This is a genomic window from Bordetella genomosp. 5 (assembly GCF_002261315.1).
Classification (GTDB): Bacteria; Pseudomonadota; Gammaproteobacteria; order Burkholderiales; family Burkholderiaceae_B; genus Bordetella.
Genome location: NZ_NEVP01000006.1, coordinates 385,452 through 401,140 on the forward strand (window position 1 = coordinate 385,452; position 15,689 = coordinate 401,140).

Annotated in this window: 14 protein-coding genes; 12 read left to right on the forward strand and 2 right to left on the reverse strand. The window is 68.8% G+C overall.

Annotated elements, in window-relative coordinates; genetic code table 11:
- The first annotated feature begins 9 nt into the window (after window positions 1–9).
- Genes CAL25_RS10575 through CAL25_RS10600 form a run of 6 tightly spaced genes read left to right on the forward strand, consistent with a single transcriptional unit; the run spans window position 10 to window position 6,047 of the window.
- Entirely contained in the window at window positions 10–1,749 is a 1,740-nt protein-coding gene (locus CAL25_RS10575; RefSeq protein ID WP_094799917.1) for a carbamoyltransferase family protein, read from the forward strand.
- A complete protein-coding gene (locus CAL25_RS10580; protein ID WP_094799918.1) occupies window positions 1,746–2,750 on the forward strand; it encodes a glycosyltransferase family 2 protein in 1,005 nt (334 codons plus the stop codon). Before CAL25_RS10575 ends, CAL25_RS10580 begins: the two co-directional genes overlap by 4 nt.
- On the forward strand, window positions 2,747–3,808 hold the full coding sequence (locus CAL25_RS10585) for a glycosyltransferase family 9 protein (protein ID WP_094799919.1): 1,062 nt from the start codon (window positions 2,747–2,749) through the stop codon (window positions 3,806–3,808). The genes CAL25_RS10580 and CAL25_RS10585 overlap by 4 nt, the downstream gene beginning before the upstream one ends.
- Complete coding sequence (locus tag CAL25_RS10590) at window positions 3,805–4,794, forward strand: glycosyltransferase family 4 protein (RefSeq protein WP_094799920.1); 990 nt, start codon at window positions 3,805–3,807, stop codon at window positions 4,792–4,794. The genes CAL25_RS10585 and CAL25_RS10590 overlap by 4 nt, the downstream gene beginning before the upstream one ends.
- Window positions 4,791–5,768 (forward strand): UDP-glucuronic acid decarboxylase family protein, encoded by a 978-nt coding sequence (locus CAL25_RS10595; RefSeq protein WP_094799921.1) that lies wholly within the window; start codon window positions 4,791–4,793, stop codon window positions 5,766–5,768. The genes CAL25_RS10590 and CAL25_RS10595 overlap by 4 nt, the downstream gene beginning before the upstream one ends.
- A gap of 12 nt (window positions 5,769–5,780) precedes the next feature.
- Complete coding sequence (locus tag CAL25_RS10600) at window positions 5,781–6,047, forward strand: DUF1488 family protein (RefSeq protein ID WP_094799922.1); 267 nt, start codon at window positions 5,781–5,783, stop codon at window positions 6,045–6,047.
- 47 nt (window positions 6,048–6,094) lie between these two features.
- On the opposite strand, the gene CAL25_RS24320 is transcribed toward CAL25_RS10600, so the two are convergent.
- Entirely contained in the window at window positions 6,095–6,844 is a 750-nt protein-coding gene (locus CAL25_RS24320) for a hypothetical protein (RefSeq protein WP_212590893.1), read from the reverse strand.
- Window positions 6,845–6,950: 106 nt separating this feature from the next.
- On the opposite strand from CAL25_RS24320, the gene CAL25_RS10610 reads away from it, so the two are divergent.
- Both CAL25_RS10610 and CAL25_RS10615 read left to right on the forward strand, forming a co-directional pair.
- A complete protein-coding gene (locus CAL25_RS10610) occupies window positions 6,951–8,246 on the forward strand; it encodes an SDR family oxidoreductase (protein WP_094799923.1) in 1,296 nt (431 codons plus the stop codon).
- Window positions 8,246–8,710: a DUF2269 family protein gene (locus CAL25_RS10615; RefSeq protein WP_094799924.1), complete on the forward strand. Its 465-nt coding sequence runs from the start codon at window positions 8,246–8,248 to the stop codon at window positions 8,708–8,710. The genes CAL25_RS10610 and CAL25_RS10615 overlap by 1 nt, the downstream gene beginning before the upstream one ends.
- Window positions 8,711–8,785: 75 nt before the next feature.
- On the opposite strand, the gene CAL25_RS10620 is transcribed toward CAL25_RS10615, so the two are convergent.
- Window positions 8,786–9,100, reverse strand: coding sequence for a hypothetical protein (locus CAL25_RS10620; protein WP_094799925.1), 315 nt, complete (start codon window positions 9,098–9,100; stop codon window positions 8,786–8,788).
- Window positions 9,101–9,359: 259 nt separating this feature from the next.
- Here CAL25_RS10620 and pgaA point away from each other — a divergent pair, with 259 nt between their 5' ends.
- The 4 genes from pgaA to pgaD are packed head-to-tail and all read left to right on the forward strand — an operon-like array spanning window position 9,360 to window position 15,633.
- The gene (gene pgaA, locus CAL25_RS10625) at window positions 9,360–11,843 is read left to right on the forward strand and encodes a poly-beta-1,6 N-acetyl-D-glucosamine export porin PgaA (protein WP_094799926.1); all 2,484 of its coding nucleotides are present in this window, start codon (window positions 9,360–9,362) and stop codon (window positions 11,841–11,843) included.
- 9 nt (window positions 11,844–11,852) lie between these two features.
- The gene (pgaB, locus tag CAL25_RS10630) at window positions 11,853–13,862 is read left to right on the forward strand and encodes a poly-beta-1,6-N-acetyl-D-glucosamine N-deacetylase PgaB (RefSeq protein ID WP_094799927.1); all 2,010 of its coding nucleotides are present in this window, start codon (window positions 11,853–11,855) and stop codon (window positions 13,860–13,862) included.
- Window positions 13,859–15,193: a poly-beta-1,6-N-acetyl-D-glucosamine synthase gene (pgaC, locus tag CAL25_RS10635; protein WP_094799928.1), complete on the forward strand. Its 1,335-nt coding sequence runs from the start codon at window positions 13,859–13,861 to the stop codon at window positions 15,191–15,193. The genes pgaB and pgaC overlap by 4 nt, the downstream gene beginning before the upstream one ends.
- Window positions 15,190–15,633 carry a poly-beta-1,6-N-acetyl-D-glucosamine biosynthesis protein PgaD gene (pgaD, locus tag CAL25_RS10640; protein WP_094799929.1) on the forward strand — a complete coding sequence of 148 codons (444 nt, stop codon included), beginning with the start codon at window positions 15,190–15,192 and terminating at the stop codon, window positions 15,631–15,633. Before pgaC ends, pgaD begins: the two co-directional genes overlap by 4 nt.
- Window positions 15,634–15,689 lie beyond the last annotated feature (56 nt).

Sequence of the window (15,689 nt, forward strand, 5' to 3'; positions counted from 1 at the left end):
GAGACGACCATGTACACCCTAGGCATCAACGCCGCCTACCACGACTGCTCCGCCGCGCTGGTTCGCGATGGCGTCGTGCTCGCCGCGGCGGAAGAAGAGCGCTTCACGCGCGTCAAGCACGGCAAGCGGCCGGTGCCGTTCACCACCTGGCAACTGCCGTATCACGCGATCGATTACTGCCTGGCCGAAGCGGGCATCCGGCTGCGCGACGTGGACCACATCGTCTACTCCTACGATCCCCGGCTGCTGGGGCAGGGCGCGAGCCTGGCGCCCGAGATCGTGCTGCCGCTCGAACCGTCGCGGGCCGGCGTCGGTCCGGATGGCGCATCGCCCTGGGACCCGCTGTTCATCTCCTATCTGGTCAACGCGCCGCGTCAGCTGCTGGACGGCGCGCCCCATCACCTCAAGTCCCCGCGCTTCGACGACCTGACGCTGGACCACATCCAGTCCCGCTGGACCTATCTCGACCATCATCTGGCGCACGAAGCCAGCGCGTTCCTTGCCACGCCGCACCCGGAGTCCGCCGTGCTCACCATGGACGGGCGGGGCGAGCGCGTCGCGACCAGCTATGGCCATTTTCACGATGGCGAGTATGCGCGGCTCAAACAGATCGATCTGCCGCACTCGCTCGGCCTGCTTTACGAGGACGTCACGCGCTATCTCGGGTTCCTGCATTCTTCCGACGAATACAAGGTGATGGCGCTCGCGTCGTTCGGCACGCCCACCTATCGCAAGGAGTTTCGCGAGATCCTGCAGCTGGAAGAGGCGGGCGGCTATTCGCTCCAGCCGGCGCGTCTGGTCGAACGCTTCGGACCTGCGCGGCGGCGGGGCGCGACCTTCGATGAGCGGCACAAGAACATCGCCAGCTCGCTGCAGTATGTCTTGGAGGAAACCGCGCTGCACATGGTGCAATGGCTGCACGAGCAGACCGGCGCGCGGGCCTTGAGCATGGCGGGCGGTGTGGCGCTCAACTGCGTCATGAACGCGCGGATCGCCCGCGATGGTCCGTTCGAGGATGTGTGGGTTCAGCCGGCCGCAGGCGATGCGGGCACGGCGCTGGGCGCGGCGCTCTATGTCGACTACCACCGGCGCGGCCAGGGCCGGGCGTGGACGATGGAGCATGCCTACCTCGGGCCCGCGTACGACGACGAGACCATCGAGCGCTTCCTCGATCAATCGCGGCTGGCCTACCGCAGGCTCGACGACGTGGCGGGCGAGACGGCTGCGCTGCTTGCGCAGCAGAAGATCATCGGCTGGTTCCAGGGGCGCATGGAGTTCGGCCCGCGCGCGTTGGGCTCGCGCTCGATCCTGGCCGCGCCGCTCGACAGCGCCATGCAGGCACGCCTCAATGGCCTGAAGGATCGCGAGGATTTTCGGCCGGTGGCGCCGGTCGTGATGGAAGAGCGGGCGGTGGAGTGGTTCGACGGGCGCGGCGCCGCGCGGATCTGTGCGCCGTTCATGCTGTTCGTGTACGACGTCCTGCCGCACCGCGCGCGGCAGATTCCCGCGGTCAGGCACATCGACGGCACGGCGCGGGTCCAGACGGTCCGGCGCGATCAGAACGAGCGCTATTACGACCTGCTCGCCGCCTTCGAAAAGCTGACAGGCGTGCCGGTGCTCGTGAACACGTCGTTCAACACCCGCGGCGAACCCGTCGTCTGCACGCCGCGCGATGCGGTCGAATCGTTCTGGAGCTCGCCGCTGGACGCGCTCGTGATCGGCTCCTACCTGGTCGAGAAGCCGCGATGAGGTCCGAAGCGGGCGGCGTGCTGGTGTCGGTGGTCGTGCCCACTTGCGGACGGCCCGAATTGCTCGGGCGCTGTCTCGCCGCGCTGGGCATGCAGCAGTTTCCGGGCGACATGTACGAGGTGATCGTGTGCGATGACGGCGCGTCCGCGGCGACCGAGGCGCAGGTGACCGGCGTCGCCCTGAGCTGGGACGGCCTGCCGGCGTTGCGCTATCTCGCCGTGCATGAAACCCGCGGCCCGGCCGGGGCCCGCAATGCGGGCTGGCGTGCGGCACGCGGCAGTCTGATCGCGTTTACCGACGACGACACCATTCCGGCGCCGGATTGGGTGGGGCAGGGCGTGCGTGCGCTGACGCCGGATGTGGCGGCGTTGAGCGGCGCGACCTCGATGCCCTTGCCCGATCCTCCCACCGATTACGAGCGTGACGCCAGCGGGCTGACGCGTTCCGAGTTCATCACCGCCAACTGCTTCGTGCGCCGCAGCGCGCTGCAACAGGTGGGCGGCTTCGACCCGCGTTTCACGATGGCCTGGCGCGAGGACTCCGATCTGCATTTCGCGCTGATCACCCAGGGCATGCGCGTGCTGCGCGCGCCGTTGGCGCGGGTCGAGCACCCGTATCGGCCGGTGCCGTTTCTCGGCGGGCTGCGCATGCAGAAGAAGGTGTTGTTCGATGGGCTGCTGTATCGCAAGCATCCCGATCTTTTCCGCACGCGCATCCGCAGCTCGCCGCCCTGGTTCTACTTCGTCACCTGCGCGGCGTTCGTCACGGCCCTTGCCCTGAGCGCGGCGGCGCTTGCCCGCATGCAGGGTCCGATGCCGGCCGCGTTCGCGTGGGTGGTGTGGCTGGCGCTGACCGGCATGTTCTTCGTCCGCCGGCTGCGCGGCACCGCCAGGCGGCCGCGCGACGTGCTGGACCTGCTCATCACCTCCGCCTGCATCCCCGTGCTCGCCACCTTCTGGCGCATCGTGGGAATACTGCGTTTCGGCCGGGTGTACCCATGAGGGCGCTGATCGACCCGGCCCGCCCGCCGCGCAGTATCGCGGTGTTCCGCGCCTTGCAGCTCGGTGACATGCTGTGCACCGTGCCGGCGCTGCGGGCGCTGCGGCGCGCCTGTCCGGACAGCCGCATCCTTCTGGTGGGACTCGCCGGCGCGCGCGGCTTTGTGAGCCGATTCTCCGCCTACGTGGACGAGCTGCTCGAGTTCCCTGGTGTCGCCGCGTTCCCGGAGCAGGCGCCGCGCGAGCACGAACTGCCCGCGTTCTATCGCCGGATGCGGGCGCTTCGGCCCGACGTCGCCTTGCAGATGCATGGCAGCGGGGGTGTTGCCAATGGCATCGTGGCGCGGTTCGGCGCGCGCCGCTGGGGCGGCTTCGTGCCCGAGGCCGCCGAGGAGAGCCGCGGCGCGCGCATGCTCTGGCCCGACACGCTGCCGGAGCCACAGCGCTATCTGCGCCTGTTGCGTCATGTGGGTGTGCCGGCCGAGGATGACCGGCTCGAGTTGCCGCTGAGCGCGGGCGACGAAGCGGAAGTGGACGCCTTGATGGAGCGCCATGATCTGCGCCGTGAGCGGCTCGTCCTGATGCATGTGGGCGCGCGGCTGCCGTCGCGCCGCTGGCCGGTGGCGCGTTATGCCGAGGTGGCGAACCGGCTGTGCAGCGAAGGCTGGCAGGTCGTGCTGACCGGCACGCAGGAAGAACGGCCCTTGCTGGACGCGCTGCGGGCCCTGACGGGCGCGCGGCTCGGCGACGTGGCAGGGCAGACATCGCTGGGGGGCCTGGCGGCGTTGGTGCGCCGCAGCCGGCTCCTCGTCTGCAACGATACCGGGATCTCGCATGTGGCGGCCGCGGTGGGCGCGCGCAGCGTCGTGATCGCGTCGGGCAGCGACGTGCGGCGCTGGGCGCCGCGCGATACGGAGCGCAATCCCGTCCTGGCGGCGGACATGCCGTGCCGGCCGTGCAGCGTGTTCGACTGTCCGATCGGGCATCCCTGCGCACTCGCCGTGACGGTGCCGATGGTCATGGCACAGGTGCGGCGCCAACTCGCGGAGCCGGCGCCATGACCGCCGCCGACGCGAACAGACAAACGGATCCGGCGCGGGCGCGCAGGCCGCTGCGCATCCTCACCTGGCATGTGCACGGCAACTACTTGTATTCGCTCTCGCATGTGCCGCATACCTTCGTGGTGCCCGGCACCATGGACGGCCGGCCCGGCTATGGCCCGCTGGGAAAGCGCATCCCGTGGGGTCCCAACCTGAGCCAGGTGGCGGCGGGCTCGCTGCGCGACGAGCGCTTCGATTGCGTCATCTATCAGCATGCGAACAATCTGCGGGATGCCGAGCGGCTGTTGACGCCGGAGCAACGGCGGCTGCCCAGCCTCTATCTCGAGCACAACCCGCCGGAGCCGCATCCGACCGATACGCGCCACCCGTTCCAGCATGCCCGCGGCATGCTCGTACACGTGACCCATTACAACGCGATCATGTGGGACAGCGGAGCCATGCCGGCGCGCGTCATCGAGCATGGCGTGCCGGCGCCCGCGGTCCGATATGGCGGTGAGTTCGCCCGCGGCATCGTGGTGGTGAACCACCTTGCCCGCCGCGGCCGGCGGATCGGCCTGGATCTGTTCGAGACGCTGCGCGCGCGCCATCCGCTGGACCTGATCGGCATGGGATCCGAAGCGCTGGGCGGGCTGGGCGAGATTCCGAATATGGAAGTGGCGGCCTTCATGGCCCGCTATCGCTATTTCTTCAGCCCGATTCGATATGCGAGCCTGGGCCTGTCGCTGGTGGAGGCCATGCTGTGCGGGCTGCCGGTGGTGGGCTTCGCCGCCACCGAGCTGCCGACGGTCATCGTCAATGGCCAGAGCGGCTACGTGGATACGCGGCCCGAGCGGCTCGGCGAGGCGATGGCCGCGCTCGAACACGACCCCGACCTGGCGCGCCGCTGGGGCGCGGCCGCCCGCCTGACCGCGCTCACGCGCTTCGGCATGGAGCGATTCGTGGCCGACTGGCTGCGCGCGCTGGACGATCTCATGGAGACATCATGACGGAACTGACTTCTGCGCCGGGCCTGGCGTTGGTAGCTGGCGGCGCGGGTTTCCTGGGTTCGCATCTGTGCGAACGGCTGCTGGCGCTGGACTGGCAGGTGGTGTGCCTGGACAACTTCCAGACCGGTCGGATGGAGAACATTGCCGGCCTGATGACGCATCCGCGCTTCACGCTGCGGCGGCAGGAGGTGGCACGGCCCGTCACCGACCTGCGGCCCGAGCGAATCTACAACCTTGCCTGTCCGGCATCGCCCGTGCACTACCAGGCCGACCCGATCGGCACGCTGCGCGCCTGCGTGCTCGGCTCGATGGCCTTGCTCGAACTGGCCGCCGAGAGCGGGGCACGCGTCTTGCAGGCGTCTACCAGCGAGGTGTACGGCGACCCGCTGGAGCATCCGCAGCGCGAGGGCTACTGGGGGCATGTGAACCCGGTGGGTCCTCGCTCCTGCTATGACGAGGGCAAGCGCTGCGCCGAGACGCTGTTCATGGAGTTTTCGCGCCAGCGCGGCGTGGTGGTGAAGATCGCGCGCATTTTCAACACCTACGGCCCCCGCATGGCGCCGGATGACGGGCGGGTTGTGTCCAACTTCATCGTGCAGGCGCTGTCGGGCAAGCCGCTCACGATTTACGGCGATGGCACGCAGACGCGCTCGTTTTGCTACGTCGACGATCTGATCGAAGGCCTGATCCGCCTCATGGAGAGCCCGCCCGAACTGGCGTCTCCAGTGAACCTCGGTAATCCTGCGGAGATGAGCATGATGGAGATGGCCACGATGATACGCACGCTCACCGGCGTGGACGCGCCGCTGGAGTACCGCGCGCTGCCGCAGGACGATCCGGTGCATCGGTGCCCGGACATCTCGCTGGCCAGGAGCACGCTGGGCTGGTCCCCGCGCGTGGCGCCCGCCGACGGCCTGGCGCGCACGGTTGCGCATTTCGCGGCGCTGCAGGCCGCGCCGATTTCTTCACCCTGACAGGAGGTAATGATGACCAAATTCACCAAAGACACGCAGGCCCATGTCGAGCAGGACAACGTGGTGTTTCGCATGGAAACCGCGGGGGTCGAACGCGAGTTCGAAATATCGGGCGATGTGCTGCGCCGCCATTTCGGGGCGGAGGATGGCAGCCCGACCGCCTTGCTGAGGGCATTCGAGGCGGGCGCCGATGAGCTGCGCGCGGCCGGCAAGCGCACGCAGTGGGTGCCGGCGGATGGCCGGATCGAGCTCGGCGCCGGAGATTTCGAGGAAAGGTAGCGCGAAGCTGGGGCGCGCGGCGAGCTGCCGCGCGCCCCTTGCCCCCGTCAGTTGTCACGTACCGGCGTGCCGTTGGGGCGCCGGATGGCCGCGTTGTTGGTCTCGGGCGCGCCCGGCAAGGTGCCGTCGCGCGCCTCGCGCTCCTCGACGGCCTCGGCCCGGTCGAAACCGGTGCCGTCCGGATCCTGCACGCGCGGCGGATGATCGAGGTCGGGCGTCGCGGGGGTGTCGGCCCGGCCACTGGGTCGGAGTGCGCCGGCGTTGGTGTCGGGTTGGCCGCTGATGCGGTCGGGGAATTTTTCGGTCATGGAAGACTCCTTGGTTCGAGCCTGGCGGCGACGCCAGAGCAGGGAAGCGAGGCCGATCCCCGCGCCGAAGGCGAGGTAGGCACAGAAGAGGGCGGTGCGCGGCAGCCGGTGTTCGAAGCCCGGCGTAAAGCGCTTCGGCGTCAGCACGTAATCGGCGAAGCAGGCCACTGCGGCGGCGGCCATGCCGCCCACCATGGCCCCGCCCGGCGTGTCGGCGCGGGGCAGGTCCTGCGTGGCTCGCGCATGCAGGGCGGCCCAGAACAGCGACGCGCCGTGGTGGACCACGTAGCCGGTCACGGTATGACGGACCGAGGGGCCGTCGGCGCGCAAGGCGGGCCGGCCCCACAGCCATTGGCTGGTGGCGTTGGTGGGGGCATAAGCGCTGTCGCTGTAGCGGCGGCCGGCCGCCATGAGTACGGCAGTGGACAGCAGACTGGCGGCAGTGCCGCTGCGCAGTCCTTCACGCACGGCAGAATTCCACTTCGACATGTTTCCTCCGGGGCGGTTGCGGGTATGGCGGTTGCTTGCCCGCTGTGCGGGTGACAGCGATTCGCATCGGCCGTGTCGGCCGAAGAAAGCGCAAAGGAACTACGACATGAAAATTCTCGTGACGGGCGGGCAGGGCTTCATCGGCAGCCATCTCGTCGTGGCGCTGGCCGGGCAGGGGCATGAGCTGGTCTGTCCCGTGCGCCGGCCGCCATCTGGCGCCATCGATACGCGAGCAAAGTTCGTTCCCGCGGAGGTTTCCCGCATGGTGTCCGCCGCTGACTGGGACGAGCTGCTCATCGGCGTGGACGCGGTGATCAACGCCGTCGGCATCTTCCGGGGCACGGCGCAGGACCACGAGACGCTGCATACCCGCGTGCCACGCGCGCTGTTCGCCGCGGCGGCCCGACGGGGCGCCCGGGTGATCCAGATCTCGGCGCTGGGCGCCGACGCCCATGCGCGCACCGTGTTCCATCGCAGCAAGCGCGCCGCCGACGACGCGCTGCGCAACGCGGGCCGCCCCGCCTTCATCGTTCAGCCTTCGCTGGTGTACGGCCCAGGTGGGGCCAGCGCGGCCTGGTTCGAAAAGCTGGCCGTGCTGCCCGTGCTGGTGTTGCCCGACGGCGGCCGCCAGCGGATCCAGCCCGTCCACATCGACGACGTGGTCGACGGCGTGGTGGCGCTACTGCATGCGCCGTGCGAACGCGTCGCGACCCTGGCCTTCTGCGGACCCCGGCCACTCAGCCTGCGCGCCTATCTGCAGTCGTTGCGCGAGCAACTGGGCATGCAGGGCAGGGTGGTGGTCCTCCCGCTGGCGTCCGGGTTCGCCCGGGCCCTGGCGGGGATGGCGGCACCGCTGACCGGTGGCATGGTGAGCCGGGATGCCGTGGATATGCTTGCCCGTGGCAATACCGGCGACCCCCGCCCATTCGCGCGGCTGTTGGGTCGCGAACCCCGCGATCCGGCCGGATTCATCCCGCCCGCCACGCGCGATGCACGGCGGTCCCAGGCCGTGCTGGGACAGTTCATCCCGCTGCTCAAGCTCACCCTGGCCGCGGTCTGGATCTGGACGGCGGCGGTGTCGTTCGGCCTCTATCCCGTGGCGGACAGCCTCGCCATGCTGCAGCGCGTGGGGCTGCCGGCGTGGCTGGCGCCGCTGGCGCTTTACGGCGCCGCGCTGCTCGATCTGCTGTTCGGGGTGTTGACGCTCACCTGGCGCGGTCTGCGCGCACGCTGGCTGTGGCTGGCACAGATGGCGCTGATCGGCGGCTACACCGTCATCATTACGTGGTCCCTGCCGGAGCAGTGGCTGCATCCGTTCGGTCCGATTTCCAAGAATCTGCCCATGCTTGCGGCCCTCTGGCTGCTCTATCTGCATGATGGCGGGAAACCCGCGAGGCGCTGATGGATTATTTCCTGTTCAAGCTGGTGCACATCCTGTCGTCGACCGTGCTGTTCGGTACGGGCGTGGGCTCCGCGTTCTACCTGTTGTGCGTGGTGCTCCAGGGCGATGTGCGCGTGGTCGCCAGCGTGGCACGCCACGTGGTGCGGGCCGACTGGATTTTTACCGCGACCACCGCGGTGCTGCAGCCGCTCACCGGCTGGTATCTGGTGCACCTGATGCAGTTGCCGTGGTCCACGCCCTGGCTGAAGTGGTCGGCGCTGCTTTACGTGCTGGCGATCGCGTGCTGGCTGCCTGTAGTGCGGCTGCAGATCCTGATGCGCGACGAGGCGGCCGCCAGCGCCGCGGCCGGCACCCCGCTCACGCCTGCCTTCCGCCGCTATTTCAAGGCCTGGTTCGTCCTGGGCTTTCCCGCGCTGGGCGCCTTCCTGGCCATCTTCGCGCTGATGGTGTTCAAGCCGGCCTGAGCCGATGAGCCCGTCAGTCGCCGGAGGGATCGTCGCGCTCAGGCGCAGGAAATATTTACCTGCGCGGCACCGCCTTCATTCGCGCGGCCCGCGCTTGCTGGGCAACACCGAAGGCGTGTCGTCGGCCGGCTTGAACGTATCGGTGCGGGCGTCCGTGCTGCCCGTGCCGCCGTTCGGGCGCGTGGCGCGATTCTCGTCTTCGGTGCTCGTGGGGGCCGCGCGCTCGTTGGCGTCCGCCAGACCCTCCTGTACGTCGTTCGCCACGTCCACCTGGTCGCGTCGCGCGGGTTCCGGCGTCTGCGGCTGCGCGTTGCCCTGATCCAGCAGCTCGCGCCTGCGCTCCGGTGACACCTCGGTCGTCGGCGCATCGTTGCGTTGTCGATCATTCATCGTTGTTCTCCCATGTCATGCAGCCAGGCTGCTGCACGTGTCGGCCACGCAAGCGGCATGCCGTGCGCCATGCACCGCCACGGGGCAGGCAACGAGATTTCATTTTGCAGTGCAACCAGAGATCTCCCCTCCGGACCGCAGATTTTCCTGCCGCGCAATGCGTTTTGGCTGGCCGTAAAAGGTTATGGCGATCCGGCCTCCCCATACTTGCGCCACGTTCGACTCCTTCCCCCTCCAACGCAGACGGCGCAGAAACGGTATGGCTCGACGATCGGCAGGTTTTCCCTTCTACGCAAGACGGCCGCTGGCGCTGACGCTGGCCATCGCGAGCGCGCTCGCGTGCGGCCAGGCGGCGGGGGCCAAGGGGGACGAAGAGTACGACGCGCTCATCATCGGTGCGCGCGAAGGCAGCTACGGGCCGGCGCTCGTGATGCTGCGTCAGCGTGTGAGCTTCGATCCGCACGACGAGCGCGCGATCATCGATCTGATCGTCATCGCGGGCCGTGCGGGCCGCAGCGCGGAAGTGATCGAAGTCTATGAGTCGCTCGCGGTCGCCATGCCGCTGCCGGCCGAAGCGCTCGCCGTGGTGGCCCGCGCCTATCGCGACGAAAAGCGCTGGAATCAGGCGCTGGGGGTCTATCGCAAGGGTGCCGTGCCGTTTCCGCAGGACGACACCTTCGTGCTCGGTGAAACCATGGTGCTGGCCGATGCGGGCCAGGTGGCCGACGCGATCAGCCTGGGTCAGCGGCTGGTGGCGGCGGCGCCGCGCAATCCGGATCGGCGCCTCGCGCTCAGCTATGCGTATGCGCGCGCCCAGCTGCCGTTCGCGGCGCTCGAAGAGGCGGATCGCGCCTACCAGCTCACGCCGGGGCGCAACGACGTCAAGCGCGCCTACGTCTTTGCGCTACAGCGTGCAGGGCTGCCCGGCGCGGCGCTGCGCGTGGCACGCGCCGACCCCGGCCTGCTGACGGATGCCCAGTTGCGCCGCATCGAAGGCGACGAGGCGGCCGAGCTGGTACGCATGGCGGGCATGCCCGCGCGCAACGAGACGGAACGCCATGTCGTGGCGGATCGCGCGATCGCGCGGCTCGACGCACAGATCGAGGCGTGGACGCCGCTGGGGCCCGAGGCCGCGGGCGATGTGCTGCGCGCGCGGATCGACCGGCTGCATGCGTTGTACGTGCGCGGCCACATGCGCGAGGTGGTCGGCGAGTATGAGGCCCTGCAGGCGCAGGGCGTCAATGTGCCGCGCTATGCCAACAACGACGTGGCCAACGCCTATCTCTACCTGCGCCAGCCCGACCGGGCGCAGTCCCTGTTCGAACTCACGGCTACGCATCCGACGGCGGCCGACGACGAGGCGACGGATCGCCTCGTCACGCATACCGGTCTGTTCTATGCCCTGTCGGAGAACGAACGCGCGACACAGGCCGTGGCGTCCATCGACGCCGTGCAGGACAACTTCAATCCCTGGCTCTACTACAAGGGCCAGGAAATGCGGATGCCGAACGATCTCCACCTGGAGGCGAGCCGTGCCGCCGCGCAGGCCCGATTGCTGGCGGGCGACACGAAAGCAGCGCAGGCGCGCTTCGACGATTTCGTGCGCGAGGCGCCCTACAACTCGGGCCTGCGCGCGGGGCGGGCCGATGTGCTGCTCGCCCGGGAACGGCCGCGCGAGGCCGAGCGCGAGCTCAAGATGGCCGAGACGCTGTCGCCGCGCAGCCTCGCGGTTGAGGTCGGACAAGGCTACACGGCACTGTCGCTGCAGGAATGGCGCCAGGCCGACCTGCTCGCCGAGGATGTGATCACGCGTTACCCGGAAGACCTGTCGGCGCGGCAGCTTGCGCGCGCCGTGGCCCTGCACCACAAATCCGAGCTGCAGGTCACGGCGTCGCGCGGGCTGGCCAACGACAGCGCCGTGGCCGGCGATGGCGAGACCGCCGTCGAGACCGTGCTGTACTCGCCGCCGATCTCCGACGACTGGCGCGTCTTTGCCGGCCTGGGCTACGCGACGGGGAAGTTCGAAGAGGGCAAGGGGCGCTACCGCTGGGCCCGTACCGGACTGCAGTGGCGCGTGCGTGACGTGACGGTCGAGGGCGAGGTGTCGGCCAACAACTACGGCTTCGGCACCAAGCCGGGGCTGCGCCTGTCGGGCGCGCTCGATCTGGACGATTCGTGGCAGGTCGGCGCGAGCCTGGACTGGCGTTCGCGTGCGACGCCCCTGCGTGCGCTGACCAACGACGTCACTTCCAACAGTGCGGCCGCCTTCGTGCGCTGGCGCGCCGACGAGCGGCGCGAGTGGACATTCCTCGCCTCGCCGTCGCGCTTCAGCGATGGCAACAACCGCTACACGCTGGGCGTGCAGGGGCGCGAACGGCTGTATACGGCACCCACGCTCACCGCCGATCTGAACCTCGACGTGTTCGCCTCGCGCAACACGCTGCGCGATACGCCGTACTTCAATCCGCGCGCCGACCTGACCGTGTTGCCCAGCGTGCAGCTGACGCACGTGCTGAGCCGCCGCTACGAGTCCGTCTGGACGCAGACGGCGGCGGTCGGCGCGGGCCTGTATTCGCAGCGCGACTACGGCTCGGGCGGGATCGTGACGCTGAGCTACGGCCAGCGCTGGCAGGCCAATGATGCCTTCGCCATCGGCGCGACCGCCACTGCCATCAGCCGTCCCTACGACGGCGACCGAGAACGCGAACTGCGGCTCGTCCTCGACATGACCTTCCGTTTCTAGAAGCCGACCATGCGCCTCTCCTTCCTGCGAGCATTGGCCCTGTTCTTCGCCGTCAGCGTGCTGAGCGCCTGCGCCAAGGATGTACCGGTCTTCGTGCCGCCCGCCGAACGGCAGCGCGGTCACGCGGACGAGCCCTGGCCGAAGAATCAGTTCGTGGTGCTGGGATATCACGATGTCGAGGACGACGATCCCGACCAGCGCTTTCTGAGCGTGCGCACCGACCGTCTCGTGCGCCAGTTCACCTGGCTGCGCGAGAACGGCTACCAGCCGGTGTCGATCGAGCAGATCATCGCGGCCAACCAGGGCGGCCCGGCCTTGCCGCCTAAAGCGGTGCTGCTGACGTTCGACGACGGCTACCGCAGCACGCTCACGCGCGTGCTGCCCATTCTGCGCGCCTTCAACTGGCCCGCGGTGGTGGCGCCGGTGGGCAAGTGGATGGATACGCCCCGCGATCAGCCGGTCGACTTCGGCGGCGAGAAGGTCGAACGCGAGCGCTTCTTGAACTGGAGCGAGGTGGGGGAACTGTCGCGCTCGGGCCTGGTGGAGGTCGCGGCCCACACCGACAACCTGCATTACGGCATGCTCGCCAATCCGCAGGGCAACAGCCAGCCGGCCGCGGCCGTGCGGGCCTACGACCGCGCGAGCGGCACCTACGAGACGGAAGCGGCGCACCGGGCCCGCATGACGCGCGACATCGCGGCGATCTCGCACAAGATCGAACAGGCCACCGGCAAGCGCCCGCGGGCCTGGGTCTGGCCGTATGGCGCGGAGAGCGGCACGGCGCTCGGCATCGCCGGCCAGCATGGTTATGTGATGGGCATGACGCTCGAGGACGGCACGGCCAAGGTCGAGAGCCTGATGTCCACGCCGCGGCTGCTGATCTCGAGCGACCCGCCCACCAAGTCGTTCGCGAACTCGGTGGTGGGCACCGAGGCGCGGCCGCTCATGCGCGTGGCGCATGTCGACATCGACTACGTCTACGACCCGGATCCGGAGCAGACCGACCGCAATCTCGGGGCGCTGGTGCAGCGCATCGTCGACATGCAGATCAACACGGTGTTCCTGCAGGCCTTCGCCGACCCGCAGGCGGACGGGCTTGCCCGGGAGCTGTATTTCCCGAACCGCTGGCTGCCGGTGCGCGCCGACCTGTTCAGCCGCGTGGCCTGGCAACTGCGCAATCGCGCCAACGTGCAGATCTACGCCTGGCTGCCGGTGCTGTCGTTCGATCTGGACCCCGCCTTGCCGCGGGTGCAGCGCTGGGACCCCCAGACGGGCGAGGTGGCGGTGGACAGCGAGCAATACGTGCGGCTCTCGCCGTACGACGCCGAGTCGCGGCGGCGCATTACCGAGATCTACCAGGATCTTTCGCGCCAGGCGATCTTCGACGGCGTGCTGTTTCACGACGACGCGCTGCTGAGCGACTTCGAAGACGCCAGCGCGCCGGCGCTGGCGGCGTACGGCGCGGCGGGCCTGCCGGGCAGCATACGGGAGATCCGTGCCGATCCGGACGCGATGCAGCGCTGGACCCGCTACAAGAGCCGCACGCTGGTGGACTTCACGCTCGCGCTCGCGGCGGAGGTCAAGGCGATCCGCGGCCCGCGCATCAAGACGGCGCGCAACATCTACGCGCCGCCCGTGATGGCGCCGGAGAGCGAGGCCTGGTTCGCCCAGAACCTCGACGACTTCCTGGCCGCCTACGACTGGACCGCGCCGATGGCCATGCCCTACATGGAGAACGTGCCCGAAGGGCAGGAAAACGCCTGGCTCGACCGCATGGTGGATGTGGTGGCAAAGCGGCCGAACGGGCTGGATCGCACGGTATTCGAGTTGCAGACGCGCGATTGGCGCAGAGAGGGCGACGGCGAAATCGACGCGGCCATCATCGCGGGCTGGATGCAGCGCCTGCAACTGCGCGGCGCGCGCAACTTCGGTTACTACCCCGACGACTTTCTGCAGGACCACCCGGCGCTGGAAACGATCCGGCCGGCCATCTCCGACTCCTGGTATCCCGTGCGATGATCCAACGCCTGATTGCCTTCGCCACGCTGTGCCTCGTAACCGGCCTGCCGCTGGGGCTCATGCTGCTGCTCACCAGCGAGGTGCTGCTCGACTTCGTGTTCTTTTATCCAATGCTGATGTCGGTGATCTGGATGACGGGCGGCCTGTACTTCTGGTTTCAGTGGGAACGCCATTGGCGCATCGGGCCCGACACGCCGCCGCCGGTGCTGCCGGGCGAGCCGCTCGTGTCCATCCTGGTGCCGTGCTTCAACGAGTCGGACCACGCCCGCGACACGCTGCGGGCGGCGCTGGCGCAGCGATACCCGCATATCGAGGTCATCGCGATCAACGACGGCTCGAGCGATGACACCGGCGCGATTCTCGACGAGCTGGTGCTCGAGGACGATCGGCTGCGCGTGATTCATCTGGCCGCCAACCAGGGCAAGGCCATGGCCCTGCGCATCGGGGCGCTGGCCGCGCACAGCGAGTACCTGGTGTGCATCGATGGCGATGCCATCCTCGACCCCGATGCCGTGGTGCATCTGGTGCGGCCGCTGGTGCTGCACCCGCGCGTCGGCGCGGTCACGGGCAATCCGCGCGTGCGCACGCGCTCCACGCTGGTCGGGCGCATTCAGGTGGGTGAGTTCTCCTCCATCATCGGGCTGATCAAGCGCACCCAACGCGTCTATGGCCAGGTGTTCACGGTCTCGGGCGTCGTGGCCGCGTTTCGGCGCACCGCGCTGGACCGGGTGGGCTACTGGAGCCTGGACATGATCACCGAGGACATCGACATCAGCTGGAAGCTGCAGCGCGATCATTGGTCGGTGTTCTACGAACCGCGCGGCCTGTGCTGGATCCTGATGCCCGAGACGCTGCGCGGGCTCTGGAAACAAAGGCTGCGCTGGGCGCAGGGCGGGGCCGAGGTGTTTCTGAAGAACATGACCGGCATCTGGCGCTGGGAGTACCGCCGCATGTGGGTGATGATGGCCGAATTCTGCCTCTCCACGATCTGGGCGTTCGCCTTCGCCATCTTCACCGTATTGGGTCTGCTCGGCCTGATCATTCCGATGCCGCCGGCGTTGCACGTGGCGAATTTCGTTCCGCCGGCCTTCACCGGCATGGTGCTGGCCATCGTCTGCCTGATGCAGTTCGGCATCAGCGTGCTGGTGGACCGGCGCTACGAGCGAGGGCTCGGGCGCTCGCTCTTCTGGGTCATCTGGTATCCGTTCGCCTACTGGATGATCAGTCTCTTCACCACCCTGGTCAGTTTCCCCAAAGTCATGCTGATGGTCCGGCGGCGCCGTGCGCGCTGGGTGAGCCCGGACCGCGGCATCAAGGCGCCCACATCATGATTCTGCGTACTCGACGTACTCCGCTCGGCCAATCCATCGACGTCCTGCTCACGGCGCTCGCCTGGGCGGGCTTCTTCTACCTCATCGCCGCCGGCGTGCTGGCGGTGGTGCAGACCCGCTCGCTCGGGGTCTCCCCGCTGCTGCGGCTGCTGCCTTCGCTGGACACGCTGCTGGTCTACCTGGCCGTGTCGATGCTGATGGCCTCGATCCTGGTCTGCTGGGCGCGCTACAACCGCGCCCGCTACGGCGGCCTGGAGCGCCGCCGCCACCGCGGCGCGCAGAGCAACCTGCGCCACGTGCGCAGCTTCTGCGACGAGCCGACCCGCCTGGTGCGCCTGCAGGACGCACGCAGCGCCACCGTCCATTTCGACGGCCAGGGCCGCATCGTCGCGGTCGAACACCCCGTGCCGCGCCTGACCGTGGTGGCCGACGCGGCTTGACCATGTCGGTGTAAGAGATACGCCCCGCCCGCCGCGGGGCCGTTCCCCACGGCGGG

Coding starts and splice junctions, on each gene's coding strand:
- CAL25_RS10575 (WP_094799917.1), top strand. CDS start 10: ATGTACACCCTAGGCATCAACGCCGCCTACCACGACTGCTCCGCCGCG.
- CAL25_RS10580 (WP_094799918.1), top strand. CDS start 1,746: ATGAGGTCCGAAGCGGGCGGCGTGCTGGTGTCGGTGGTCGTGCCCACT.
- CAL25_RS10585 (WP_094799919.1), top strand. CDS start 2,747: ATGAGGGCGCTGATCGACCCGGCCCGCCCGCCGCGCAGTATCGCGGTG.
- CAL25_RS10590 (WP_094799920.1), top strand. CDS start 3,805: ATGACCGCCGCCGACGCGAACAGACAAACGGATCCGGCGCGGGCGCGC.
- CAL25_RS10595 (WP_094799921.1), top strand. CDS start 4,791: ATGACGGAACTGACTTCTGCGCCGGGCCTGGCGTTGGTAGCTGGCGGC.
- CAL25_RS10600 (WP_094799922.1), top strand. CDS start 5,781: ATGACCAAATTCACCAAAGACACGCAGGCCCATGTCGAGCAGGACAAC.
- CAL25_RS24320 (WP_212590893.1), bottom strand. CDS start 6,844: ATGTCGAAGTGGAATTCTGCCGTGCGTGAAGGACTGCGCAGCGGCACT.
- CAL25_RS10610 (WP_094799923.1), top strand. CDS start 6,951: ATGAAAATTCTCGTGACGGGCGGGCAGGGCTTCATCGGCAGCCATCTC.
- CAL25_RS10615 (WP_094799924.1), top strand. CDS start 8,246: ATGGATTATTTCCTGTTCAAGCTGGTGCACATCCTGTCGTCGACCGTG.
- CAL25_RS10620 (WP_094799925.1), bottom strand. CDS start 9,100: ATGAATGATCGACAACGCAACGATGCGCCGACGACCGAGGTGTCACCG.
- pgaA (WP_094799926.1), top strand. CDS start 9,360: ATGGCTCGACGATCGGCAGGTTTTCCCTTCTACGCAAGACGGCCGCTG.
- pgaB (WP_094799927.1), top strand. CDS start 11,853: ATGCGCCTCTCCTTCCTGCGAGCATTGGCCCTGTTCTTCGCCGTCAGC.
- pgaC (WP_094799928.1), top strand. CDS start 13,859: ATGATCCAACGCCTGATTGCCTTCGCCACGCTGTGCCTCGTAACCGGC.
- pgaD (WP_094799929.1), top strand. CDS start 15,190: ATGATTCTGCGTACTCGACGTACTCCGCTCGGCCAATCCATCGACGTC.